Annotated in this window: 26 protein-coding genes; 8 read left to right on the plus strand and 18 right to left on the minus strand. The window is 70.7% G+C overall.

The features are described 5' to 3' along the window. Positions 1–34: 34 nt before the first annotated feature. Positions 35–1,165, minus strand: coding sequence for an asparaginase (locus ACWD68_RS13305; RefSeq protein ID WP_451806538.1), 1,131 nt, complete (start codon positions 1,163–1,165; stop codon positions 35–37). A gap of 143 nt (positions 1,166–1,308) precedes the next feature. Continuing rightward, positions 1,309–1,965 (minus strand): RsiG family protein, encoded by a 657-nt coding sequence (locus ACWD68_RS13310; RefSeq protein ID WP_451806539.1) that lies wholly within the window; start codon positions 1,963–1,965, stop codon positions 1,309–1,311. Positions 1,966–2,159: 194 nt separating this feature from the next. Here ACWD68_RS13310 and dtd point away from each other — a divergent pair, with 194 nt between their 5' ends. Next, positions 2,160–2,585 carry a D-aminoacyl-tRNA deacylase gene (gene dtd, locus ACWD68_RS13315; protein ID WP_451806540.1) on the plus strand — a complete coding sequence of 142 codons (426 nt, stop codon included), beginning with the start codon at positions 2,160–2,162 and terminating at the stop codon, positions 2,583–2,585. Between the two features lie 74 nt (positions 2,586–2,659). Here dtd and ygfZ read toward each other — a convergent pair whose 3' ends face one another. From ygfZ to ACWD68_RS13345, 6 genes are all read right to left on the minus strand, one after another. Further along, positions 2,660–3,625 (minus strand): CAF17-like 4Fe-4S cluster assembly/insertion protein YgfZ, encoded by a 966-nt coding sequence (gene ygfZ / locus ACWD68_RS13320; protein WP_451806541.1) that lies wholly within the window; start codon positions 3,623–3,625, stop codon positions 2,660–2,662. A 124-nt stretch (positions 3,626–3,749) separates the two neighbouring features. Beyond that, positions 3,750–4,175: a Fur family transcriptional regulator gene (locus tag ACWD68_RS13325; protein ID WP_266760165.1), complete on the minus strand. Its 426-nt coding sequence runs from the start codon at positions 4,173–4,175 to the stop codon at positions 3,750–3,752. Positions 4,176–4,230: 55 nt separating this feature from the next. Further along, positions 4,231–4,806 (minus strand): FABP family protein, encoded by a 576-nt coding sequence (locus ACWD68_RS13330; RefSeq protein WP_451806542.1) that lies wholly within the window; start codon positions 4,804–4,806, stop codon positions 4,231–4,233. A 262-nt stretch (positions 4,807–5,068) separates the two neighbouring features. Further along, the gene (locus ACWD68_RS13335; protein WP_451806543.1) at positions 5,069–6,067 is read right to left on the minus strand and encodes a hypothetical protein; all 999 of its coding nucleotides are present in this window, start codon (positions 6,065–6,067) and stop codon (positions 5,069–5,071) included. Continuing rightward, positions 6,064–6,990 (minus strand): hypothetical protein, encoded by a 927-nt coding sequence (locus ACWD68_RS13340; protein WP_451806544.1) that lies wholly within the window; start codon positions 6,988–6,990, stop codon positions 6,064–6,066. Before ACWD68_RS13340 ends, ACWD68_RS13335 begins: the two co-directional genes overlap by 4 nt. Then, the gene (locus ACWD68_RS13345; RefSeq protein WP_451806545.1) at positions 6,987–7,805 is read right to left on the minus strand and encodes a hypothetical protein; all 819 of its coding nucleotides are present in this window, start codon (positions 7,803–7,805) and stop codon (positions 6,987–6,989) included. Before ACWD68_RS13345 ends, ACWD68_RS13340 begins: the two co-directional genes overlap by 4 nt. Positions 7,806–8,120: 315 nt before the next feature. Between ACWD68_RS13345 and ACWD68_RS13350 the strand changes: the two genes are divergently transcribed. Further along, positions 8,121–8,483, plus strand: coding sequence for a DsrE family protein (locus tag ACWD68_RS13350; protein ID WP_451806546.1), 363 nt, complete (start codon positions 8,121–8,123; stop codon positions 8,481–8,483). Positions 8,484–8,518: 35 nt separating this feature from the next. Here the strand turns inward: ACWD68_RS13350 and ACWD68_RS13355 are convergent, their stop codons facing one another. The 9 genes from ACWD68_RS13355 to ACWD68_RS13395 all read right to left on the minus strand — a co-directional run bounded on the left by ACWD68_RS13355 (position 8,519) and on the right by ACWD68_RS13395 (position 14,493). Then, a complete protein-coding gene (locus tag ACWD68_RS13355; protein ID WP_451806547.1) occupies positions 8,519–8,914 on the minus strand; it encodes a VOC family protein in 396 nt (131 codons plus the stop codon). Between the two features lie 49 nt (positions 8,915–8,963). Beyond that, positions 8,964–9,227 (minus strand): DUF3099 domain-containing protein, encoded by a 264-nt coding sequence (locus ACWD68_RS13360; RefSeq protein ID WP_451806548.1) that lies wholly within the window; start codon positions 9,225–9,227, stop codon positions 8,964–8,966. A 179-nt stretch (positions 9,228–9,406) separates the two neighbouring features. Then, positions 9,407–9,694, minus strand: a complete 288-nt coding sequence (locus tag ACWD68_RS13365; RefSeq protein ID WP_054232391.1) for a DUF1416 domain-containing protein — start codon at positions 9,692–9,694, stop codon at positions 9,407–9,409. 30 nt (positions 9,695–9,724) lie between these two features. Next, positions 9,725–10,570, minus strand: coding sequence for a sulfurtransferase (locus tag ACWD68_RS13370; RefSeq protein WP_451806549.1), 846 nt, complete (start codon positions 10,568–10,570; stop codon positions 9,725–9,727). Between the two features lie 148 nt (positions 10,571–10,718). Then, positions 10,719–10,799 (minus strand): putative leader peptide, encoded by an 81-nt coding sequence (locus tag ACWD68_RS13375; RefSeq protein ID WP_350310325.1) that lies wholly within the window; start codon positions 10,797–10,799, stop codon positions 10,719–10,721. 366 nt (positions 10,800–11,165) lie between these two features. Further along, positions 11,166–11,909: an LmeA family phospholipid-binding protein gene (locus tag ACWD68_RS13380; RefSeq protein ID WP_451806550.1), complete on the minus strand. Its 744-nt coding sequence runs from the start codon at positions 11,907–11,909 to the stop codon at positions 11,166–11,168. 169 nt (positions 11,910–12,078) lie between these two features. Further along, positions 12,079–13,281: a hypothetical protein gene (locus ACWD68_RS13385; RefSeq protein ID WP_451806551.1), complete on the minus strand. Its 1,203-nt coding sequence runs from the start codon at positions 13,279–13,281 to the stop codon at positions 12,079–12,081. An 8-nt stretch (positions 13,282–13,289) separates the two neighbouring features. Then, entirely contained in the window at positions 13,290–13,544 is a 255-nt protein-coding gene (locus ACWD68_RS13390) for a MoaD/ThiS family protein (protein ID WP_081218128.1), read from the minus strand. A 67-nt stretch (positions 13,545–13,611) separates the two neighbouring features. After that, the gene (locus tag ACWD68_RS13395; protein WP_451806552.1) at positions 13,612–14,493 is read right to left on the minus strand and encodes an alpha/beta hydrolase family protein; all 882 of its coding nucleotides are present in this window, start codon (positions 14,491–14,493) and stop codon (positions 13,612–13,614) included. Positions 14,494–14,746: 253 nt separating this feature from the next. On the opposite strand from ACWD68_RS13395, the gene ACWD68_RS13400 reads away from it, so the two are divergent. Then, positions 14,747–15,565, plus strand: a complete 819-nt coding sequence (locus ACWD68_RS13400) for a winged helix-turn-helix transcriptional regulator (RefSeq protein WP_451806553.1) — start codon at positions 14,747–14,749, stop codon at positions 15,563–15,565. 23 nt (positions 15,566–15,588) lie between these two features. Further along, positions 15,589–16,611, plus strand: a complete 1,023-nt coding sequence (locus ACWD68_RS13405) for a LacI family DNA-binding transcriptional regulator (protein WP_451806554.1) — start codon at positions 15,589–15,591, stop codon at positions 16,609–16,611. Between the two features lie 162 nt (positions 16,612–16,773). Here ACWD68_RS13405 and ACWD68_RS13410 read toward each other — a convergent pair whose 3' ends face one another. After that, entirely contained in the window at positions 16,774–18,531 is a 1,758-nt protein-coding gene (locus ACWD68_RS13410) for a trypsin-like serine protease (RefSeq protein ID WP_451806555.1), read from the minus strand. A gap of 442 nt (positions 18,532–18,973) precedes the next feature. Between ACWD68_RS13410 and ACWD68_RS13415 the strand changes: the two genes are divergently transcribed. The 4 genes from ACWD68_RS13415 (at position 18,974) to ACWD68_RS13430 (ending at position 22,631) form a co-directional block, all read left to right on the plus strand. Further along, positions 18,974–20,182 (plus strand): S1C family serine protease, encoded by a 1,209-nt coding sequence (locus ACWD68_RS13415; protein ID WP_451806556.1) that lies wholly within the window; start codon positions 18,974–18,976, stop codon positions 20,180–20,182. 14 nt (positions 20,183–20,196) lie between these two features. Then, complete coding sequence (locus tag ACWD68_RS13420) at positions 20,197–20,382, plus strand: hypothetical protein (RefSeq protein WP_451806557.1); 186 nt, start codon at positions 20,197–20,199, stop codon at positions 20,380–20,382. A 78-nt stretch (positions 20,383–20,460) separates the two neighbouring features. Further along, positions 20,461–21,192: a response regulator transcription factor gene (locus ACWD68_RS13425; RefSeq protein WP_451806558.1), complete on the plus strand. Its 732-nt coding sequence runs from the start codon at positions 20,461–20,463 to the stop codon at positions 21,190–21,192. Continuing rightward, a complete protein-coding gene (locus tag ACWD68_RS13430) occupies positions 21,189–22,631 on the plus strand; it encodes a HAMP domain-containing sensor histidine kinase (protein ID WP_451806559.1) in 1,443 nt (480 codons plus the stop codon). The genes ACWD68_RS13425 and ACWD68_RS13430 overlap by 4 nt, the downstream gene beginning before the upstream one ends. Positions 22,632–22,675 lie beyond the last annotated feature (44 nt).

The raw sequence follows: 22,675 nt of genomic DNA on the forward strand, positions 1-22,675 counted from the left end.
ATTTCCGCGCCCTCTCTCCTGCTCGACATCCCTCTCAGAACGCCGCCCGGATCTCCCCCACCTCGCGGCCACCGCCCAGCAGCGGCGCGCTGCCGATCCTGGTCACCACCGGCGCGTCCACACCCAGCAGGCCCAGCGCGCGGGCCAGGACCGGGCCCAGTGCCCGGCCCCCGCCGTCGTCGATCTTGAAGGCGAGGGCACGGCCGTCGGGGAGGGCGACCGCCTGGACGGCTTCGGCACCCATCTTGGAGAGGGCGCCCGGAACCTCACGCATCAGCCAGGTGTCGGGGCGCCGGGTGCCGGCCACGTACTCGGGGTGGGTGCGCATGGCGTCGGCGACGCGGCGTTCGGCGGAGCCGGGGGCCGCGAGGACGAAGGAGCGGAAGGCGCGGGCGAGGCCGGTGAGGGTGATGGCCATCAGGGGCGCCCCGCAGCCGTCCGTGCCGACCGCGGCGACCCTCTCCCCGGCGGCCTCCTCGACCACCGAGTGGATCAGCTGCTGGAGGGGGTGCCCGGGATCGAGGTACGAATCGGTGGGCCAGCCGCGCTGCAAGCACACCGCGAGCATCGCCGTGTGCTTGCCGGAGCAGTTCATGGTGACCCGGTCGCGGACGGCACCGGAGGCGAGGTAGGTCTCGGCCTCGACGGGGTCCAGCGGCAGGTCCGGCGGGCACTGGAGCCGCTCGGCGGTCAGACCGTGCTCGACGAGCATCTTCTGGACCAGGTCGCGGTGGAAGATCTCCCCGGAGTGGCTCGCGGCGGCGAGGGCGAGGCGCTCCCCGGCCAGGTCCAGGCCCGCGCGCAGGACACCCGCGGCCTGCATGGGCTTGTTCGACGAGCGGGGGAAGACCGGCGCCGTCACGTCGCCGAGCACCAGCTCGACCGTCCCGTCCGCGGCGAGTACGACCAGGCTGCCGCGGTGGTGGCCCTCGACGAAGCCGGACCGCACGACCTCGGCGAGGACCGGGAGCCCGCCGGGTACAGCGGGTGCGGCGGGTGTACCGGCCCCACCTGGCGTTCCCGTCCTGCCCGTGCCGCCCGTCGTGCCGGGTGCACCGGGTGCGCTCGGTGTGCCGGGCGCACCCGGCGTGACGGGTATGCCGGGTATGTCGGAGGAGTCGTCGGGAGCGGGGGAGCCTTCGGGCGTGCTGGGAGCGACGGGCATCGGCGGTGGCCTTCCGGAACGGGGACCCGCTCGGAAGGCGTCGGCCGGGTCGTGTCCCGGACCGCACCCCCGCCTGCGCGGAGCGGGCGCGCGCCTACTGGATCCGGCGCACCCTCGGCCCCGGGATCGCCGGGGCCGCCACGTCACATGAGCAGGTCGTCTACTTGTGCTTCGCCTTCACGGTACCTGCGGGCGATCTCGGCGCTGCAATCGTCGGCCGTGCGCTGAAGCTGCTGGCGCTGCCGGGAGACCTGCTGCTCATAGCGGACGAGGCGCCCCATTCCCGCGACCAGCTCTTCGTCCGTCCGGGCGTCCAGATCCGAGAGCTCCACCTCGCCGAGCATGTCGGCCGCCAGTGCCCGGTACTCCTCGCCGCGCGGCGTGCCCACCGTCACATGGCGGGCCGAGGAGCGGTGCCGGGCCGGCGCGTCCGTCAGGATCTCCGAGAGCCGCTCGACGACGGACGGCTTCCCGCCGTCCACGAGCGACCGGGGTCCGGAGACCGCGCCGGGCACCCGCCGCTCCCCGCGGCGCGCGAGCTCCGCGCGCAGGATGTCGATACGACCCTGGAGCAGCCGCCGGACATAACTGAGGTCGGCCTCGTCCCGCTGGGCGTCGCGGCGCAGCGTCCGCAGTTCGGGCAGCCGGAGCACGGCGGTGCCGGGCCGGGCCGGATCGGCCGCCGGCGGGTTGCTGTCGGTGCGCTGCACCGGCGGCCGGGCCGTCATCCTCCCCACCCGTTCACTCATGCGGGTCAATGACACGGCCCCGGGCTGCTGCCCGGTCCTCGATGTGCTCATGTGCCTCTACCGTCCCCTCGACCGGCGCGGCCCACCCAACGGGTGCGCCGCAACACCCCGCATGGTGCCACCCCCGATGGTCGCTATGTGACCGAGTGACCCGATCAGCCCCAGATGGCGGGTTGGTTACCTCTGGAAATCACGCGAAGGGCCCGCAGAGCGCGGCGTCACCGTGACACGGCATCATGGTCCGCATGCGTGCGGTGGTGCAGAGGGTGGACGGCGCGAGCGTCGTCGTGGACGGCGAGACGGTCGGCGAGATCAACGGCGAGGGACTGTGCGTCCTGGTCGGGGTCACGCACGAGGACACCAAGGAGAAGGCGGCCCAACTCGCGCGCAAACTCTGGTCCGTTCGGATGCTGGCCGACGAACGGTCCTGCTCCGACATCGACGCGCCGCTGCTCGTCATCAGCCAGTTCACGCTGTACGGCGACGCCCGCAAAGGCCGCCGCCCCACCTGGAACGCCGCCGCCCCCGGCGATGTGGCCGAGCCCCTCGTCGACGAGGTCGTCGCCCAACTCCGCGCTCTGGGCGCCACGGTGGCCACGGGCCGCTTCGGCGCCCGGATGCGGGTCTCCCTGACGAACGACGGCCCGTTCACCGTCCTCCTGGAGATGTGAGCCCTCGCGAGGATGTGGGCCCTCCCCGAGAGGTGAGCCCTCCCGAGGATGTGCGCCTCCCCGAGAGGTGAGCCCTACGGCTCGACCACGACCTCCTGCGCCGCCGCCGTCGAGTCCGCCATCAGCGGGGCGTCCAGCGGCACGTTGCGCTTCACGAGCGCCAGGGCGATCGGGCCCAGCTCGTGATGGCGTACGGATGTCGTGATGAAGCCGATCTTGCGGCCGTCGGGGTCATCGTCCGCGAGGCGCAGCTCGGTCCCGTGCGGGGGCAGATGGACCTCGCTGCCGTCGAGGTGGAGGAAGACCAGGCGGCGCGGGGGCTTGCCCAGGTTCTGGACGCGGGCGACCGTCTCCTGGCCGCGGTAGCAGCCCTTCTGGAGGTGCACCGCGGTGCCGATCCAGCCCAGCTCGTGCGGGATGGTGCGGTGGTCGGTCTCGAAGCCGAGGCGGGGCCGGTGCTGCTCGACGCGCAGGGCCTCGTGGGCGAGGAGTCCGGCCGCGGGGCCGGCCTTGGCAGCGTACGCGTCCAGGTCCGCACGCGGGAGGAAGAGATCACGGCCGTACGGCGTCTCGCGCACGACGACCCCCTCGGGGACCTCGGCGATCGAACCGGCCGGGAGCTCGACGACCGCGAAGTCGGCGGTGCGGTCGGCGACTTCGACGCTGTAGAAGAACTTCATCGACTCCAGGTAGGCGATCAGCGCGTCCTGGGTGTCGGGTTCCGTGTGCATCCACACCGTCGTGCCGTCGTCCACGAGGTACAGCGCGTGCTCGATGTGGCCGTTCGCGGAGAGGATCAGTGCCTCGGTGGCGCGGCCCGCCGGGAGGTCGGTGACGTGCTGGGTGAGCAGCAGGTGCAGCCAGGCCAGCCGGTCGCCGCCGGTGACGGTGACGACTCCGCGGTGCGAAAGGTCCACGAAGCCGATGCCGTCGGCAAGGGCGCGCTGCTCACGGAACAGGTCGCCGTAGTGCGCGGCGACGCCTTCGTCCACGCCTTCGGCGGGAACGGCGCCGGGCAGGGACAGGAGGGAGCTCTTCATGGACATACACACTACGACCGCGGGGTCGCCGATTTTATTTCTGGGACGACGACCGCATGATCATCCGATCCGATCGCCTCTCCTCGCCTCTTCACGATCGCTTCCCCCACGATCGCCTCTTCGATCACTTCTTCCGGGCCGCGCAGTCCTTGCAGCGTCCGAAGATGGCGAAGTGCTTCATGTCCGTCTCGAAGCCGAAGGTGTCCCGGAGCTTCGCGGTGAACTCGGCGGCGACCGAGACATCGGCCTCTATGACGTTCGTGCAGTCGCGGCAGACGAGGTGGATGTGATGGTGCCGGTCGGCCAGGTGGTAGGTCGGCGCGCCGTGCCCCAGATGGGCATGGCTGACCAGCCCGAGCTCCTCCAGGAGCTCCAGGGTCCGGTAGACGGTGGAAATGTTGACCCCCGACGCCGTCTTCCTCACTTCCACGAGGATGTCGTCGGGGGTCGCGTGCTCCAGGGTGTCCACTGCTTCGAGGACAAGCTGGCGCTGCGGCGTCAGCCGGTAGCCGCGCTGCCTGAGGTCGCTCTTCCAGTCGGTGCTCACCACACTGGAAGTCTAGGACCATTCCCGCCGGTGCCGACCTGATGAACTACACGGCGGCCTACTTGAAGAAGGCGATCCCGTCGTCCGGCATGTCGTCGGGCAGGGCCTTGGCCCAGCGCTCGACGTCATCCGGGGTGACGACCTTCTTCAGGTGTCCGGACATGTAGGGGCGCAGCTCGACCTCGGGGGTCTGCTTCTCACCGACCCACATGAGGTCGCTGTTCACATAGCCGTAGAGGCGCTTGCCGCCGCTGTAGGGACCGGACGCGGCCGTGCGGGCCACGGCGTCGGTGACCAGGTCGATCTGCGGCTTCTTGTCGGCCAGCGCGCCGTACCAGATCTCGACGACGCCGTCGTCGCGGGTCATCACGACCTCGACCTTGCGGTCGGAGTCGATGCGCCAGAAACCGGCCTCCGACTCCAGCGGCCGGACCTTCTCGCCGTCCGCGTCGAGCACCCAGCTGTGCGAGCGGTACTCCAGGAAGTCCCGCCCGTCGTGGGTGAAGCTGACCTCCTGCCCGAAGTTGCATTTCTCGGAGCCGGGGAAGTCGTGGACACCGACTCCGGCCCAGTCGCCGAGCAGGAAGACAAGGGGGACCAGGTCCTTGTGGAGGTCCGACGGGATCTCGATCATGAGCTGAAGAGTTCCTTGATGGGGGTCAGCGCTGGCCCTGGTACAGCTTCTTCACGGCCAGTCCGGCGAAGGCGAGCACGCCGACGCAGACCAGGACCAGCAGGGTTTCGAAGAAGATCTCCACGGGGTGCTCCTCGATGAGCGGAACGGGGTCCCCGCCCGGGCGCAGCCGAGGCTGGGGAGGTACACAAGGCCGGGCCCCAGCTTACGCGGCTGGGGCCCGGCACTCTCTTTCAGGTACACCCTGTCGGGGCGTCCGGCCTCAGCCGAGGAGCTGGCTCTGCAGGACCACCGTCTGCTGGAAGGGAACCGTGAGCGCCCGACCCTTGCGGGACTGCACGACGACGGCGACGGTGTCCCCGGCCAACAGATACGCCTCACGGACCTGCTCGGCGCCGTAGGGCTTGCTCTCCGTGTACGGGTACCGGACGACCTCGTCGACCGCGGCCCGCTCCGGGAACAGCGCGTCCCGCTCGGTCAGGGTGGCACCCCGCAGCGCGTGCCGCGGTGAGTCGTAGTTCGCCAGCTCGTCGGTCACGATCTCGTAGGCGGCGGTGGCTGTGTCGAACTGGAGCAGATAGACCCGCGTGCGGGTGCCGTCGGCGACGGTCCAGCCGCGCGCGGCGACGTGCCGCAGACCGTAGTCGGTCAGCAGCTGGTCCATGGCCTCCCGGTCCGCCTTCTCGGCGTACTGCGCCAGGAAGGTCTTCCTCGCCAGCCAGCCGTCCTCGCCGCGCAGCGCCGCGTCCGCCTCGGCGCCCTTCGGGGCGGGGAGCAGGAGCCGGCGCAGATCGGCGTAGTGGGCCCCGGCCGTGTTCGACTCGGCGAACGGCCCGGGACTGCCAGACGGCAGCGGCGGCTTGCTGATCGTCGGGTAGTCCCAGCGCCCGTCGGCCTGCGTCGCCAGACCGGGCACGTCGGTGCGCTCCATCCGTGTGATGCCGTACGCCGCGGACGAGCCGACCGCGGCGAAGACCACGGTGGCGGCGGTCCAGCGCAGGACCGCGCGCAGAATCCGGCGGTCCTTCCTCACCTTGGCCGGGGCGGGCTCGGGCTCGACGGCCAGAGGCGGCGCCGCAGGCAACGGCGGCACCGGGCCCGCAGGCCCCGGGTACGGGGCTGCGGCCTGCGGCTGCGGTACGGCGGCCTGCGGCTCGGTCCGCTCGGCCGGTGCCGTCCCCTCGACCGGTGCCGTCAACCCGACGGGTTCCGTCGTCTCGACGGGCTTCGCGTCCTCGACCGGTGTCGTCTGCTCGGTCATACCGCCTCCCCCGGCTCCTCTATGCGGTCGAGCTGCTCGCGGAAGAGCTGCGCGACCCCCTTGGTGTTCAGCGGCTTGGCCGCGTAGGCGATGGCGCTGACCAGCACGTCGCCCTGGTAACCGGAGCAGATCATCATGTCGAGCTCCTCCTCCTTGTCCTTGGGCGGCAGGAAGCACTTGGCGTTCTTGTGGCCCTCGATCCTCGGTCCGGAGCGGAAAATCTCGAGGGCGTCGAAGAACCCGTTCTGGAACGTCGACATGTTCCGCACGGCCTTCCTGTCCTCGATCTGGGCCAGCTCGATCTCGGCGGTGTAGGTTCCGGCACCGCCCGCCGTGGAGCCGACGTAGAGGTAGCTGCGCATGGCGATGCCCTTGGTGTGCTGCTTGTCGATCTGCTTCTCGATCTGCCGCCGCTGGGAACGCGGCAGATCGCGGACCGACTCCTTGCGCAAGGCCGTGGCCGCGCCCCCGTTGAGTGCGGCATCGGTGCCGAACCTGGCGATGTCCGGACCGCGGCTCAGGTGCGGGTCGTACGGCACGAGCATCGCGGCGAGCGACGACGCCGGCTTCGATGCCTTGCCGTCGTCGCTCGCGGTCCTCGGGAACTTCCAGGACGGCGCGCCCGCGTCACGGTCGGCGTCCTGCACGGTCACCACGGTGTAGGCGCCGCCCGCGACGACGGCCCCGGCGAGGAGCACGGCACCGGCCACGGCGGCGATACGGCCGCGGCGTACGCGCTTCTTCACCGGCGCGGTTTCGGCGGCGACCGCCTCCGGTGCGGCCGACTCGGGCAAGACCGGTTCAGCGGTGTTCGGCTCAGGGGTGTTCGGCTCAGCGGGGGCCGATTCCGGAGCCTGCGGCTCTGGAGTGGCCGGCGCCGCGACGGGTTCCGTGTCCTGCGGGTTCACAGGTCGCTCGTTCACAGCCGCTCCAACTGCCGCTTGGCCAGGTCCATGATCTTCGACTTCGGGATCGGCTTGGAGTCGTAGATCCAGATCTCCATGGCGATGTCACCGCGCGAGGCCGTCGCCTGCGCCTTGTAGAACGGCAGGTAGCCGGCCTTCCTCTCCGGCTCGAAGAGGTAGACCATGCCATCGCTCGCACCGGGGACAGCCCAGCCGCGGGCGCCTTCCACGTCCCATCCGCCCGCCTGGCCCGCGGCGCTGCGGTTCTCCTCCTGGCGGTACTGCACCAGCCGGATCTGGGTGTTGTACGTACTGCCCGTAGTCCAGCTGACCCCGACCGCCCGGCGGAACTCCGCCCTGACCAGATCGCCGAACTCACGGTCCGCGTCCTTCAGCAAGCCCGCGTAGGCGGCCAGGCCCAGCCAGCCGTCCCGTTCAGGTGCCCAGTCGGGCACCTTCGTGCCCTTCGGCCGGTCGATCAGCAGCTTGCGCAGGTCGCCGTCCGTCTTCACCCGGTGGTCCTGGGCGGCGGACAGCGGCTCGGGACCTGCGCCCTTGGCCTGGGCCACCACCGGCTGCGACAGCGAGGGCAGCTTGGTGGGCTCGCGGTCGGCCTGGATCAGGAATCCGGTGCAAGTGCCGGCGACGAGACCGAGCACGGCGGCCGTGGCGATGAGCAGGGCCGTACGGCCGCGGCGGCGCACACGCGGTACGGACGTCGCCTCGGACGTCACGGGCTCCGCGGACGTCACGGGCTCCACGGGCTCTGCGGGCTCCACGGGCTCTGCGGGCTCTGCGGGCTCCACGGGCTCCACGGGCTCCACGGGCTCCACGGGCTCCACCAGGCTCCCGGATGCCGCGCTCGGCGCCGGGACCGGGGCGGGAGCCTTGACCGGTGCCGGTGCCGGTGCCGGGGATTCCTCGGCCGGTGCGGACTGCGCCGGCTCACGAGGTGTCGTACCGGGATCGACAATCGGCGCACCCTCGGGCACGCTCGGTCTTTCCGGTGTTTCGGGTCCTTCGGGTACTACCAAGACGTCCCCCCACGAACGTGAAGCACGGATTCCGTATCCGCGCGCACAGGAGACCCATGGCCCACACACGGGGTTGCCCTGGTGATGATCACGATTCGGAATACCATGGCGGCCATGGCGAACAAGCTCGTGATCAAGGTGACGGCGGGGGCCGATGCCCCGGAGCGCTGCTCACAGGCGTTCACCGTCGCGGCGGTGGCCGTGGCCAGTGGCGTCGAGGTCTCCCTCTGGCTGACCGGCGAATCCGCGTGGTTCGCGCTGCCGGGCCGCGCCGCGGAGTTCGAGCTGCCGCACGCGGCGCCGCTGCCCGATCTGATCGACTCGATCCTCGCGGCCGGACGCATCACCCTGTGCACCCAGTGCGCGGCCCGGCGCGACATCACGGAGAAGGACGTCCTGGAGGGCGTACGGATCGCTGGTGCGCAGGTGTTCGTGCAGGAGGCGATGACGGACGGGACGCAGGCGCTGGTCTACTGACGGCGTCCGCGCCGCTACGGGCCGCGTCCGCGCTTCTACGGCCCGCGTCTGCGCCGCGTGCGTGTGTCCACCCAGAGGCAGAAGGGGTGGCCCGCCGGGTCGAACAGCACCCGTACGTCCTCCTGGGGCTGGTGGTCGGCGAGCCGGGCGCCCTGCTCGACCGCGCGGGCGGTCTCCTCGGCCAGGTCGTCGACCTCGATGTCGAGGTGGAGCATCATGCGCTGGTCGCCGGGCCCCGCGGGCCAGACCGGCGGCGTGTAGAGCGGCTCGGTCTCGAAGGCGAGCGCGATCCCGCCGAACGGCGGGCCGATGAGCACCCAGTCGGGCTCCTGGGCCTGCACCTCGTATCCGAGCAGCCGCCCGTAGAAGTCGGCCAGTTCATGGGCGTCGGGCGCGTCGAGCACCACCGTGGACAACCTCGTACGCGACATAGACGCTTTCCGCTCCTACCGCTACCGCCGTTTCACCACTGCCGCCGGCTCACTGCTGCCGCCGTTTCTTGCCGTCGAGCTCGTCCCACCACTCGTCGGACTTGGCGTCGCCGGACGGGTCGTCCCACCATCTGTCCTCGGGCCCCCGCCGGTTGGCCACCATCGCGGCCACCGGCGGAATCAGCATGGCCACCACGCACATGCCGACGGCCACGGGAACCGACCACAGGCGTACGACCGCCCAGGCGAGAACGAACAGCACGATGCACGTCCCCATCATGGCGAAGTACAGGTGACGCCTGCGCGCGTACATACCACCAGCGTAGGCCCGGACAACCCGTCCGGCGCAGCGTCGGCGGACCCCTGAGGGGCGGGGCGGGCGAGGCGAGGGCAAGCCGAAGGGCCGCACCCCGATCCGGTAAGCGTCCAACCCCCGGGGGTGCGGCCCTTCGGCCGTTCAGTCGACTGCCGTCACGGACGGCGGTCTGCCGTTCAGACGGCGATCGCGACCTCGGCGAGGCCGCCCGTCTGGGCGACGACCGTGCGGTCGGCGGTGCCACCCGGGACCAGGGCCCGGACGGTCCACGTGCCCTCGGCCGCGTAGAAGCGGAACTGGCCCGTCGCGGAGGTGGGAACCTCCGCCGTGAACTCGCCGGTCGAGTCCAGGAGTCGGACGTAGCCCGTCACCGGCTCGCCGTCGCGGGTCACCTGACCCTGGATCGTGGTCTCACCGGGCTTGATCGTCGAGGCGTCGGGGCCGCCGGCCTTCGCTCCACACATATTTCGATTCCGTCCTTCAGGCCTTGAGGGTTACTTGTTGGCGCCGAGCTCGATCGGCACACCGACGAGGGAGCCGTACTCGGTCCAGGAGCCGTCGTAGTTCTTGACGTTCTGGACACCGAGGAGCTCGTGCAGCACGAACCAGGTGAGCGCGGAACGCTCACCGATGCGGCAGTACGCGATCGTGTCCTTGGCGAGGTCGACCTGCTCGGCGGCGTAGAGCTCCTTGAGCTCGTCGTCCGACTTGAAGGTGCCGTCGTCGTTGGCGTTCTTCGACCACGGGATGTTGCGGGCGCTCGGGACGTGGCCCGGACGCTGCGACTGCTCCTGCGGCAGGTGCGCCGGGGCGAGCAGCTTGCCGCTGAACTCGTCGGGCGAACGGACGTCGACCAGGTTCTGCGCACCGATCGCGGCGACGACGTCGTCACGGAAGGCGCGGATGGAGGTGTCCTGGGCCTTGGCCCTGTACGCCGTGGCGGCGCGCTCGGGGATCTGCGAGCCGTCGACCAGGTCGCGGGAGTCGAGCTCCCACTTCTTGCGGCCGCCGTCGAGCAGCTTCACGTTCTCGTGGCCGTAGAGCTTGAAGTACCAGTAGGCGTAGGACGCGAACCAGTTGTTGTTGCCGCCGTAGAGGACGACCAGCGTGTCGTTGCCGATGCCCTTCGACGAGAGGAGCTTCTCGAAGCCCTCCTGGTCGATGAAGTCACGGCGGACCGGGTCCTGAAGGTCCTTGGTCCAGTCGATCCGGATGGCGTTCTTGATGTGGTTCTTCTCGTACGCCGACGTGTCCTCGTCGACCTCGACGACGGCCACGTTCGGGTCGTCCAGGTGATCCTGGACCCAGTCGGCGCCTACCAGGACGTCGCTGCGGCTCATGCTCGTTCTCCTCCGGGGCAGTTGCGGCGGGGTGGTGCGATGGAGAGGGTGCGCGGTCATGCATGCCGGTGAGGGCTGCGCGGCGCAATGGTGGCCCCGACAAGAGAAGTCCGAGGGCCCGGCTCGCGGAAGGCGGGAACGCTTCCGCTCAGAAGGTGCGACAGAGCATGGCGGCGACGCGGCACAGGTCTACTGCCCGCCGCTTCGTGAGATCCGCCTGTCGCTTCATGGGTCCGATCGTAGGGACGGACAGGCGGGCATGTCACCGGCGTGTCGTATGTTGAGACGCGATCGTCCGCATAGTGGTATGCCTACGCCGTCGGGGCCCGGCCCGCACGGATTCCGGGGCCTGCACCGGTCGTCACATCGCCGGCGCATCTGCGGTGCGGACGGGGTCGTCTCGCCTTTCGGACAGCCGCCCTCCGAGAGGGCTTCCACCGGAGCCGCCCGGTGGAGCCGCCGATGGGGCCGGCCATCTGCCGGATCAGGCTCGGCAGGGCCATATGCCAGCGCGGTCCGGCAGGACCGACGACCGCACCGGCCCGGGAGCGCCGGCCCGGGAGCGCCGACCGCCCGACCGGTCCGGTACGGCCTCCTACCCGACCAGCCTGACGTCCGAACCCTTCACCGAGATCTCGACACCGTCCGGGGCCGCCTCGACCTTGTCGAGCTTGATGCCGCCGGGCAGTTCCTCGATCTTCTGCTGGAAGTCGGTGATCGAGCGGATCTTGCCCTCGGCGAGCTGGACACCCAGTTTGGGCAGGGAGTCCGCGTGCACCTTCACCGTGTCGCCGGAGACCGCGACGGAGCTGAGCACCGAGACCGGCTGGGGCAGCTTGGTGCCGAGGACCGTCGCCGAGACGGTGACCTTGATCTTGCCGTCGCCGCCGTCGGAGAGGCCGATGACCTGGGCGGTGACGCCGGGCGCGAGCTGCGCGGGCTCGGACTTGGCGGCCTTGAGCAGCTCGGCGTACGAGATCGACGCGGTGCCCGTGGCGCTGTTGGCGGTGGCGGAGCTGTAGTCACCGCTGAAGGCGACGCCGTGCATCTCGGCGTTGAGGTCGTGGATGCGGATCGTGCCGGCGGCGGAGTCCGTGCCGCCCGTCGACGCCTCGTAGTTCTTGATGCCGATCTTCACGTCGTCGAGCTCGCCGCCGACGACCTGGGTGAGGAAGGGGAAGCCCCCGATGGACACGTCGGGGGTGGCCGCGAGGCCCTCGGTGCTCCTGATCCGGTCCGCCGCCTCGTCCTCCGCGAACCCGACCGCCACCCGGTCGGCGAGCACGAACAGACCGCCGAGAATGACGAAGAGAATCAGGGTTATTCGCAGTGCGCGCATGCTCGGTGTTCCCCACCTTTGACGGCCCCGTCCGGACAGCCGAGTGGCCGCCGAGCGTGAGCCTAACCCCGAAGGGCCCCCGGAACGGGGGCCCTTCATGGTGGTTGTCGATCAGCTGTGACGATTCGGCGCGGCCGGACGACCGGATCCGAACGGCCGGAACGGCCGATCAGCCCAGTGCGCGCCCCAGCAGGTAGACCGCCGGGGCGGCGGCGGCCAGGGGCAGCGCCACGCCCGCGGTGAAGTGGACGAACCGGGACGGGTAGTCGTAGCTCGCCACCCGGTGCCCGATCAGCGCGCACACACCCGCGCCGAGGCCCAGGAAGGCTCCCTGGGTGCCCAGGTCCGTCATCCCGCCGACCGCGATACCGGCGCCCGCGGCGGCCAGCAGCGCGACGACCGCGGAGGCCGCCGTGGGCAGCGGCAGCGCGCGGGCCAGGATCGCCGCGGCGACCGCGGCGGCGCCCACCGTCACGGCGTCCGGCTCGGCCGCCAGATGCCCGGCCGCGATGATCGACAGCGCCGCGGAGACGACGGTCGCCATCAGGCCGTACATCCGGGTGTCCGGGTCGGCGTGACTGCGCAGTTGCAGCACGAGGGTCAGCAGCACCCACACACCGAGGGTGCCGAGGATCGCGGCCGGCGCGTTCTCCCGGCCCGCGACGAGCAGCGCGACGTCCGCGGTCAGCGCACCGGCGAACGCCAGCGCGATGCCCTGCCGGGCGGGCCACATCCCGTTCAGCCGGAACCATCCCGCCGCGGTGACGGCCTGGAGCAGGACGAGCGGGACGACGAGGGCGTACTCCCCGATCGCCGCCGCCCCCGAGAGCAGCAGCGCGAGCACCGCCGTCAGCGCGGCCGGCTGCATCCCCGGCTCGATGATCGGCGACCGTCCCTCGGCGCGGGCTCGCTGGGCGTCGGTGATCCTGGCGTTGCCGGTGACGGTCGCGGGACCGTAGGCCGCGGCGGCCTCGCTCGCGCTCTCGGGGAGCGTCCCGCCGGGGCGCGAGGGATCGGCCGGGCCGACGGTGCCGGGTGCCCCGTGGGCGGCCTGCTCGTGCTCCGGGGTCCACGGCCGCGCCGGGGTCTCGGACGGCAGGGGCTCTCCCGTGGCGCCGCCGTACCCCTGGGGCTCGTCGTACGTCTGGTAGCCCTGCGGGGGCAGATAGGCGGTGTCCGCCGCGGAGACGGGCGTCTGCGCCTGCGTCTCCCAGGTCCGCCCCTCCCATTGCTGGGTGTGCTGCTGCCACTCGGGCTGCTGCTGGGGCTGCTGCTGAGACTGCCTCTGCGACTGTTGTTGCTGAGGCTGCTGCTGCGGTTGCTGATACGGGTCGTACCCCTCGTACTGACCCTCGTACGGCTGGTTGCTCATCGTCTCGCTCACCCTCCTGCGAACGGCGGGAGCACCTCGACCGTGCCGCCCTCGGCCAGCCGTACCGTCTCATGCCCTCGGGTACCCACGGGATCACCGTCGATGAGGAACGAGCATCGCCGCAGGACGCGGACGAGTTCGCCGGGGTGTCGTTCGCGGGCCGCGTCGAGTGCCTCGGCGAGCGTGCCCGCCTCGTACGGCTCCTCGGCGACGCCTGCCGCGGCCTTGGCGGCGGCCCAGTAACGCACCGTGCCCTTTGCCATCTCGTCCCTCAATCAGCGATCCGGTGTCTGTCACGTCCGCGCGCGTGTCCGCGCGGACCCCGTCAGGCTAGCCCGCGTGTGCGAGAGCCCAGTCACCGATACGGGTGAGCAGGTCGTCCGCGGCGGCGTTCTCGGCGTGCGCCATGCCGTGCTCCAGCCACAGGTCGGCGTGGCCGCCGGAGGCCTCCGCCAGCATCCGCGGGTGGTCGACGGGGAAGTAGCCGTCCCGGTCGCCGTGGACGATGAGCAGCGGGGTCGGCGCGATGTGCGGAACGCACTCGACCGGGGACTCCGGCACCGGGTCCCAGTCACGGTGGTGGATACGGGTCCCGAGGCCGAAACGGCTCACGACCCGGCCCTCCGGACGGGTTACCAGCCAGTGCACCCGCCGCATGGGCGCCGTTCCGCGGTAGTACCAGCGGGCCGGTGCGCTCACCGAAACCACCGCGTCCGTCCGCGCCTCCGTGCGCCCCTCGTGCTCCCGGCCGGGCACCGGCTCACGACCGGGCCCCGGGCCCTTCCCCCCGTACAGCGCCGCGTGCCGCAGCACCACCGAGCCGCCCATCGAGAAGCCGACGGTGACGATCCGGGTGTGCCCGAGTTCACGCGCCCAGGCGATCGCGGCCGCCAGATCGTGGATCTCGCGGTCGCCGACCGTGGAACGGCCGCCCGATCCGCCGTGACCACGGAAGGAGAAGGTGACCACCGCCGCACGGCGGCCCAGGACGCCGGCCGCGCGGCGCACGTGCGGGCGGTCCAGAGCGCCGGTGAATCCGTGCGCCACGATGAACGCAAGGTCACCTGACGACCCCGTTCCGGGGTCGTAGGCGGCGTCGATCGTCACCCCGTCGACCGTGCGCAGAAACCTCCGTGAAGGGACGCGCGACGCTGTCTCAAGGCGTGGACTATTGAAAGATCGCGTCACTTGACCTGCCGGACCTGAGCTCATGTGGGCTATTCTGCTGGGCATGAGGACTCGGGCAGAGTAGCCCCCGGGTCCTTTTGTGCTTTCGGAAGCGTTGTATACGAAGCGGGAAACCGCAGGTGTACGGGGCTCCGGACGCGCAGCGGATCCCAGGGGCGCGGGAGCCGCACGTACAGAGCAGTGCCGCAAACGTCCTCGCAGGGACCGAGGAGGAACCAGACGTTATGGGCGAGCGAACCGTGCACGAAGGCAGGACGACCCAAGTGGGTGAGGCGCGATGAGTTCTCTCTTGCTCCTGACCAATGCCCTTCAGCCGTCGACGGAGGTGCTTCCCGCTCTCGGCCTGCTGCTGCACAACGTGCGCGTGGCTCCGGCGGAAGGCCCAGCTCTCGTCGACACCCCTGGTGCCGACGTCATCCTGATCGACGGACGACGTGATCTCCCGCAGGTCCGCAGCCTGTGTCAGCTGCTGCGTTCCACGGGCCCCGGCTGTCCGCTCATCCTCGTCGTGACGGAGGGCGGCCTCGCGGCCGTCACCGCCGACTGGGGCATCGACGACGTTCTTCTCGACACCGCCGGTCCGGCCGAGGTCGAGGCACGCCTGCGGCTCGCGATGGGCCGCCAGGCGATCGTCAACGACGACTCCCCGATGGAGATCCGCAACGGCGACCTCTCCGTGGACGAGGCGACGTACAGCGCCAAGCTCAAAGGCCGGGTCCTCGACCTGACCTTCAAGGAGTTCGAGCTCCTGAAGTACCTCGCGCAGCACCCGGGCCGGGTCTTCACCCGCGCCCAGCTGCTGCAGGAGGTCTGGGGCTACGACTACTTCGGCGGTACGCGGACGGTCGACGTCCACGTACGACGACTGCGCGCGAAGCTCGGACCGGAGCACGAGTCGCTGATCGGAACCGTCCGGAACGTCGGTTATCGATTCGTTACCCCTGAAAAGGTGGACCGCGCCGCGGACGAGGCGAAGGCCAAGGCGGCCCAGCCAAAGCCGGATGATGCGGACGAGACGGCGCACCTGGACGCCGCCGCCCCGGCGGAGGTCCCGGCTGAGCCGCAGGAAGCCGCCGTACGCCCTGCCCAGAGGTAGGTCCATCCGCGTAGACTCCGCGCGTGGCCAAGGTGACTCGGGATGATGTGGCGCGACTGGCGGGTACTTCCACCGCCGTCGTCAGCTATGTCATCAACAACGGACCCCGGCCGGTCGCCCCGGCCACGCGCGAGCGCGTTCTCGCCGCGATCAAGGAGCTGGGGTACCGGCCCGACCGGGTCGCCCAGGCCATGGCCTCGCGGAAGACGGAGCTCATAGGCCTGATCGTGCCGGACGCACGCCAGCCTTTCTTCGGGGAGATGGCGCACGCCGTCGAACAGGCCGCCGCCGAGCGCGGAAAAATGGTCCTGGTCGGCAACTCCGACTACATCGCCGAGCGCGAGGTGCACTATCTGCGCGCCTTCCTCGGCATGCGGGTCTCCGGACTGATCCTCGTCAGCCACGCGCTGAACGACCACGCGGCCGCCGAGATCGACGCCTGGGACGCCCGCGTGGTGCTCCTCCACGAGCGCCCCGAGGCGATCGACGACGTCGCCGTCGTCACCGACGACATAGGGGGCGCCCAGCTCGCCACCCGGCACCTTCTGGAGCACGGGTACGAGTACGTGGCCTGTCTCGGCGGTACGGCCGAGACGCCCGCCGTCGGCGACCCCGTCTCCGACCACGTCGAGGGCTGGCGGCGCGCCATGCAGGAGGCCGGCAAACCGACCGAGGGACGCCTCTTCGAGGCCCCGTACAACCGGTACGACGCCTACAAGGTCGGCCTGGAACTGCTCGCCGGGCCGCACCGGCCGCCGGCCATCTTCTGCTCCACGGACGACCAGGCGATCGGTGTCCTGCGTGCCGCGCGCGAACTGCGCATCGACGTGCCGGAGCAACTGGCCGTCGCCGGGTTCGACGACGTCAAGGAAGCGGCCCTGACCGACCCTCCTCTGACAACGATCGCATCGGACCGCTCCGCGATGGCCCGCGCGGCCGTGGACCTCGTCCTGGACGACGGGCTGCGGGTGGCCGGCTCCCGGCGCGAGCGGCTGAAGCTGTTCCCCTCGCGGCTGGTGGTACGCCAGTCCTGCGGCTGCGCGTAGGCCCCCGGCCGACGACGCCACACGAACCACGCATACGGACAGCCGGACAGCGGAGATCCCCGCGCCCCTGACGGGACGCGGGGATCTCTGTTTCCCGAGGGAAGAAAGAACAGAAAGAAACAGGAAGAACAAGAAGGACAGGAACGGCGGGAACGGCAGGAACTAGAAGAGCAGGTTGTACTGGTTGAAGCCGGTGCCGAGGCTCTTCCGGGTGCCGAAGAGGCTGCTGGAGGCCTTGTTGGTGCCGGGGTAGAGCCAGAGCGTGCCGCCCGAGTCGCGGGCGAGGACGTCGGCGATACCGTCGCCGGTCATGTCGCCGTTGGCCACGTACGAGGTGAAGTTCCAGCCCGTACGAGCCTGGACGCGTGCGGCGAACGGGGTCTTCTCGACCTGCGTACCCCGGTAGAGGTACAGGACGCCGGAGCTGTTGCGGACCAGCAGGTCGGCGCGGCCGTCGCCGGACAGGTCGCCGTGGCCGAAGATCCTGACGTTCTTCCACGCCTTGTCGACGATCTTGACCCGGCCGTAGAACTGGCCGGTGCCCTTGCCCGGGTAGAGGTAGACCGAACCGTCGGAGTCCACCGCGACCAGGTCGGGACGGGAGTCACCGGTCAGGTCGCCGGGGATGGCGTAGGACTTGTAGCCGCCCCACACCGAGCTGATCTGCATCCACTCGAACTCGCCCGAGCCGTGGTTGAGGTAGCTGCGGTACAGCTTGCCGTCACCCTTGTCGCGGACGATCAGGTCCTGGAAGAAGTCCCGGTCCAGGTCGGCCTGAAGAATCCAGCTCGCGCTCTGCCAGCCGTTGCCCTGGTAGGCACGGGCGGCGAGGGAGGTGCCCTTGCTGTCCTGCTCGAACAGGCCGCCGGAGGGCGTGCGCTCCAGCAGGTCGGCCCGGCCGTCGAAGGTCAGGTCCGTGTCGTCGATGCGGGGCTGGGCGGCCCAGGTGTACGAGGAAACCTTGGTGAACACCGGGTAGGCGCCCTTCGCGGTGCAGCCGGAGACACCCCACGAGACGATGCCGACGACCTTGCCGCCGACGATCACCGGACCGCCGGAGTCACCGTTGCACGGGCTCTTGGTGCCTTCGTCGGTGCCGGTCGCCGGGGTGCCCGCACAGAACATCGAGCCTTCGACGAAGTCGTCCTCGCCGAGGACCGACCGCATCGCGGTGTTGCAGGTGGAGTCGGCGACCAGCGGCAGGGTGACCTTGCGCAGGTTCGCCGACAGGTCGGCGTCCTCGGCACCGGAGGTCAGGCCCCAGCCGTAGACGGTGGCGGAGTTGCCGGTCTTGTACGAGGCGCTGTCGCCCGCGGCCACCAGCTTCGTCCACTGCTGTTCCAGCGGGCGGTCCAGGGTGAGGACCGCGATGTCGTTCTGGATGGTCGTCGCGTCGTAGTGCGGGTGGTTCCACTGGCGGTGGACGCCCGCGACGGTGCCGTTGGTGTCGTCCAGCAGGCCGGTGGCACCGGCGACGACGGCGCCGTTGTCCACCCAGTCCAGACCGGCGACGCAGTGCGCGGCCGTCAGGACCTTGTTCGGGGCGACGAGGGTGCCGCCGCAGAAGTAGCCGACCCCGGCCGTGCTGTCGTAGTAGGAGAGCTGGACCATCCACGGCGCGGACGAGATCGTCGTCTCGCCGCCGCCGATGATGAACGGCGTCTTCTTGGGCGCGGTGTCGGGGGTCGCCTGGGTCTTGGCGGCCTCGACGACACGGTGGCGCAGCTCCTTGTCGGAGGCGGTCGGCGCGGGCGCCGCCGCGGACCGGGCGACGCTCGCGTCGGACAGTCCGGCCGGATTGTCGGCGGCGGTGGCGGGCTGCGCCGCGAGGGCGCCGGCGCAGGTCAGCGCCAGCGCGAGAGCGGCCGCCGGCAACGCCGTGACGGGGCGTCTCCAGCGGTCGCGCAGGGCAGGTATCACTCAGGACTCCTGGGATGGGTGCGTGTGCTGTCTTCGTCAGGGGCCCGAGAAGGGCATACGACGCACCGGCCCGATCGACGACGGCAATCGCTTGCATCGACATCGGGCGTAACCGCGGAGCCCCCCTCCGGCCCGGAGATCGTAGGCACCACCCGCCCCTGAACACACGGCCTCCACAGCGGTCGGGCAAGTGTTCGCCCCCGCCCTTCCGTGACATCACCCGGGCGCAACCCGCTGTTTCCGACGTGCCGGGAGGCGGCCACGAGCACGACGGGAGCGGGCCGCGAACACCACAGGGAGCAGCCGACGAGCACCACCCGGAGCCGGCCGCGAACGCACCGGAAGCTCACAGGAAGCTCCTTTATATCGGGCATACGAGGTTCTGTCGGGCTTCTCAGGGACCACTCAGGGAGCTCTCATGATCGGGGGACAGTCTCATTTCATGACCGAGAGCTTCCGCCGCAGCGGCGAGTACCCCCAGGGCGACGACCACGGGTCCGCGTACCCCCAGCAGCAGTCGCACCCCTCCACCCCCGTGAACCCCGAGTGGCCCGCCCCGCCGGCATACGCCCCGGTCCCGCCGGTCCACGTCGAGCCGGGCACCACCGTGTGGCCGGGCTCCGGTCATGGTGACGGCGGGAACGGCGGCCACGGCGCCGGCCCGTACGCCGGCTACCCCGAGCCCGACGGCGCCCGGTCCACCGCGGTGTTCGCCACGGTCCCCGGCGGGCAGGAGCCCGCTGCCCCCGCCACCGCCAAGCGGCGCGCCAAGGGCCCGTTCGCCCTGCTCGCCGCCGTCGCGATCGTCGCGGCGGCGATCGGCGGCGGCACCGCGTACGGCTTCCAGGAGCTGACCGGCAACGACACGGTCGCCTCCAGCAGCACCAGCACCAGCGTGGTGCCCACCAGCCAGAAGGGCACGGTCTCCGGCGTCGCGAAGGCGGTCAGCCCGAGCATCGTCGAGATCAGCGCGACCTCGAACGCGGGCTCGTCCACCGGCTCGGGCGTGATCATCACGACCGGCGGCGAGATCATCACCAACAACCACGTCATCTCGGGCGCCTCCGAGATCAAGGTGCGGCTGAACAGCGGCAAGTCGTACACCGCGAAGGTCGTCGGCACCGACAGCAAGAAGGACCTCGCGCTGATCAAGCTGGAGAACGTGCCGTCCGGGCTGAAGACCGCGACACTCGGCGACTCCGACGGCGTCCAGGTCGGTGACCAGGTCGTCGCGATCGGCTCCCCCGAGGGCCTGACCGGCACCGTCACCAGCGGAATCGTCTCCGCGCTCGACCGTGACGTGACCGTCTCCACCGACGAGAGCCAGGGCCAGCAGCAACAGCAGGGCGGCGGCAGCGGCCAGTGGCCGTTCGAGTTCGGCGGCCGGGAGTTCAACGGTGACACCGGCTCCTCCACGACGACGTACAAGGCCCTGCAGACCGACGCCTCGCTCAACCCGGGCAACTCCGGCGGCGCCCTGATCGACATGAACGGCAACATCGTCGGTATCAACTCCGCGATGTACTCGGCCGCTTCGGACTCCTCTTCGTCCTCGTCGAGCGCGGGCAGCGTCGGCCTCGGCTTCGCCATCCCGATCAACACCGTCAAGTCCGACCTGGCCGCGCTGCGGGCCGGCGGTTCCGACAGCTGACCCCGGAGGTCGCCATGATGATCCAGCACGTCGCGCACTCCGCCTCCGACAGGGACGGCGACCCGGCCGCACTCCGCCTCGCCCTCGCGGTCGCCCGCGAGCTGCACGCGCCCGCGCGGCGGGCCCCGGAACTGGCTCCCGCCGTCTCCCGGCCCGCCACACACCGGGCCGCCGCCCACCGCCGTACCGTACGAAGCTGATCCATTCCGGGACAGCCAGGAACGTGCGAGGCTGAAAGCACCCGATCGCGACCCATCCCACTCGAGGAACCCACACCCATGAGCTCCGCCGAAGGCGACCGTGACACCCAGCGCATCCTGATCGTCGACGACGAGCCGGCCGTGCGCGACGCACTCAAGCGCAGCCTCGCCTTCGAGGGGTACGACACCGAGGTCGCGGTCGACGGTGCGGACGCCCTGGAGAAGGCGACGGCCTACCAGCCCGACCTGGTCGTCCTCGACATCCAGATGCCCCGCATGGACGGCCTCACGGCGGCACGCCGGATGCGCGGCGCGGGCACGACCACGCCGATCCTCATGCTGACGGCCCGTGACACGGTCGGCGACCGCGTCACGGGGCTGGACGCCGGGGCGGACGACTACCTCGTCAAGCCCTTCGAGCTCGACGAACTCTTCGCCCGCATCCGGGCGTTGCTGCGGCGCAGCTCGTACGCGGCGTCGACGGGTGCCGTCCCCGAGGACGACGCGCTGACCTTCGGCGACCTGCGCATGGACCTGTCGACGCGCGAGGTCACCCGTGCGGGACGCCCGGTGGAACTCACCCGCACCGAATTCACCCTGCTGGAGATGTTCCTGGCCCACCCGCGCCAGGTCCTCACCCGCGAGCAGATCCTGAAGGCCGTCTGGGGCTTCGACTTCGAGCCGTCGTCGAACTCGCTCGACGTGTACGTCATGTACCTGCGCCGCAAGACGGAAGCGGGCGGCGAGCCGCGCCTGGTCCACACGGTGCGGGGCGTGGGGTACGTACTGCGGTCCGGTGGCGCGGAGTGAGAAAGGTGCTCCGCCGGTTCCGGTCCCTGCCCATCCGGGCCCGGCTTTCTCTTCTGGTGGCCGCGGCCGTGGCGTTCGGGGTGGCGACGGTCTCGGTCACCTGCTGGTTCATCGTGCAGGGGAAGCTGTACGAGCAGGTCGACAACGATCTGCAGAGGGGCATGAGAGCCCCGGGACCCGCGATCCTCAGCGCTCTCAACTACTGCACCGCGAAACCGGACAACACTGTTCCCCCCTTCCGGAACAACTACCTCCAGGTGGTCAAGGAAAACGGAACAGCCTGCGTCCTCGAAAACTCCATCGGCAAGGTCAAGGTCACCCAGTCCGACAGGACCGCGATCAAGAGCGGCGAGCTCAACAAGTCCTACTTCCGGGACGGCACCGACCAGGACGGCAACGCGGTGCGCGTGATGCTTCAGCCGCTGGCCACCACCAGGGCCGATGGGCAGCCCAGCCCCAACGTGGGTCTCATGATCGCCGTCTCTCTGAAGAGCACCCAGTCCACGCTCAACGACCTGGCGCTGGTCCTGCTTCTCGTCTCCGGCATCGGAGTGGTCGGCGCCGGAGCCGTGGGCCTCTGGGTCGCCCGCGCCGGTCTCCGGCCCGTCGACGAGCTGACCGACGCCGTCGAGCACGTCGCCCGGACCGAGGACCTCACCATCCGCATCCCCGTGGACGAGGAGAGCGACGACGAGATCGCCCGGCTCTCCCGTTCCTTCAACTCGATGACCGCCTCCCTCGCCAGCTCCCGCGAGTTGCAGCAGCAGCTCATCGCCGACGCCGGGCACGAACTGCGGACGCCGCTCACCTCGCTCCGTACGAACATCGAACTCCTCACCCGCAGCGAGGAGATCGGCCGCCCGATCCCCCCGGCAGACCGCAAGGCGCTGCTCGCCTCGGTGACCGCGCAGATGACCGAGCTCGCGGCGTTGATCGGCGACCTTCAGACGTTGTCGCGGTCGGACGCGGGGAACCCGGCCGACCGCATGGAGGTCGTGGCACTCCAGGACACCGTGGAGGCGGCCCTGCGCAGGGCCCGGCTCCGCGGACCGGAACTGACGATCACGGCCGATCTGGAGCCCTGGTACGTCCGGGCGGAGCCCTCCGCACTGGAGCGGGCGATCGTGAACATCCTCGACAACGCGGTGAAGTTCAGCCCCGGAGGCGGCACGGTCGACGTCCGGCTGAAGGACGGCGAGCTGACCGTGCGCGACCACGGCCCCGGCATCCCCACCGACGAACTCCCGCACGTCTTCGACCGCTTCTGGCGTTCCCCCGACGCGCGGGCCCTCCCCGGCTCGGGCCTCGGCCTGTCCATCGTGGCCCGCACGGTCCAGCAGTCCGGCGGCGAGGTGTCGCTGCATTCCGCGGACGGCGGCGGCACGGTCGCGACCGTACGGCTTCCGGGGGCTTCGACGGCTCCGCCCGAGATGCCGTAGCAGCCACTCCCACGAACGAGCCCCCACCCGACTCCGGGTGGGGG

The sequence above is a fragment of the Streptomyces sp. NPDC005141 genome, assembly GCF_053599975.1.

Coding starts and splice junctions, on each gene's coding strand:
- ACWD68_RS13370 (WP_451806549.1), bottom strand. CDS start 10,570: ATGAGCCGCAGCGACGTCCTGGTAGGCGCCGACTGGGTCCAGGATCAC.
- ACWD68_RS13415 (WP_451806556.1), top strand. CDS start 18,974: ATGACCGAGAGCTTCCGCCGCAGCGGCGAGTACCCCCAGGGCGACGAC.
- ygfZ (WP_451806541.1), bottom strand. CDS start 3,625: ATGAAGAGCTCCCTCCTGTCCCTGCCCGGCGCCGTTCCCGCCGAAGGC.
- dtd (WP_451806540.1), top strand. CDS start 2,160: ATGCGTGCGGTGGTGCAGAGGGTGGACGGCGCGAGCGTCGTCGTGGAC.
- ACWD68_RS13335 (WP_451806543.1), bottom strand. CDS start 6,067: ATGACCGAGCAGACGACACCGGTCGAGGACGCGAAGCCCGTCGAGACG.
- ACWD68_RS13350 (WP_451806546.1), top strand. CDS start 8,121: ATGGCGAACAAGCTCGTGATCAAGGTGACGGCGGGGGCCGATGCCCCG.
- ACWD68_RS13365 (WP_054232391.1), bottom strand. CDS start 9,694: ATGTGTGGAGCGAAGGCCGGCGGCCCCGACGCCTCGACGATCAAGCCC.
- ACWD68_RS13330 (WP_451806542.1), bottom strand. CDS start 4,806: ATGATCGAGATCCCGTCGGACCTCCACAAGGACCTGGTCCCCCTTGTC.
- ACWD68_RS13395 (WP_451806552.1), bottom strand. CDS start 14,493: ATGAGCTCAGGTCCGGCAGGTCAAGTGACGCGATCTTTCAATAGTCCA.
- ACWD68_RS13385 (WP_451806551.1), bottom strand. CDS start 13,281: ATGAGCAACCAGCCGTACGAGGGTCAGTACGAGGGGTACGACCCGTAT.
- ACWD68_RS13305 (WP_451806538.1), bottom strand. CDS start 1,165: ATGCCCGTCGCTCCCAGCACGCCCGAAGGCTCCCCCGCTCCCGACGAC.
- ACWD68_RS13420 (WP_451806557.1), top strand. CDS start 20,197: ATGATGATCCAGCACGTCGCGCACTCCGCCTCCGACAGGGACGGCGAC.
- ACWD68_RS13390 (WP_081218128.1), bottom strand. CDS start 13,544: ATGGCAAAGGGCACGGTGCGTTACTGGGCCGCCGCCAAGGCCGCGGCA.
- ACWD68_RS13375 (WP_350310325.1), bottom strand. CDS start 10,799: ATGAAGCGACAGGCGGATCTCACGAAGCGGCGGGCAGTAGACCTGTGC.
- ACWD68_RS13400 (WP_451806553.1), top strand. CDS start 14,747: ATGAGTTCTCTCTTGCTCCTGACCAATGCCCTTCAGCCGTCGACGGAG.
- ACWD68_RS13425 (WP_451806558.1), top strand. CDS start 20,461: ATGAGCTCCGCCGAAGGCGACCGTGACACCCAGCGCATCCTGATCGTC.
- ACWD68_RS13310 (WP_451806539.1), bottom strand. CDS start 1,965: ATGAGCACATCGAGGACCGGGCAGCAGCCCGGGGCCGTGTCATTGACC.
- ACWD68_RS13380 (WP_451806550.1), bottom strand. CDS start 11,909: ATGCGCGCACTGCGAATAACCCTGATTCTCTTCGTCATTCTCGGCGGT.
- ACWD68_RS13355 (WP_451806547.1), bottom strand. CDS start 8,914: ATGTCGCGTACGAGGTTGTCCACGGTGGTGCTCGACGCGCCCGACGCC.
- ACWD68_RS13360 (WP_451806548.1), bottom strand. CDS start 9,227: ATGTACGCGCGCAGGCGTCACCTGTACTTCGCCATGATGGGGACGTGC.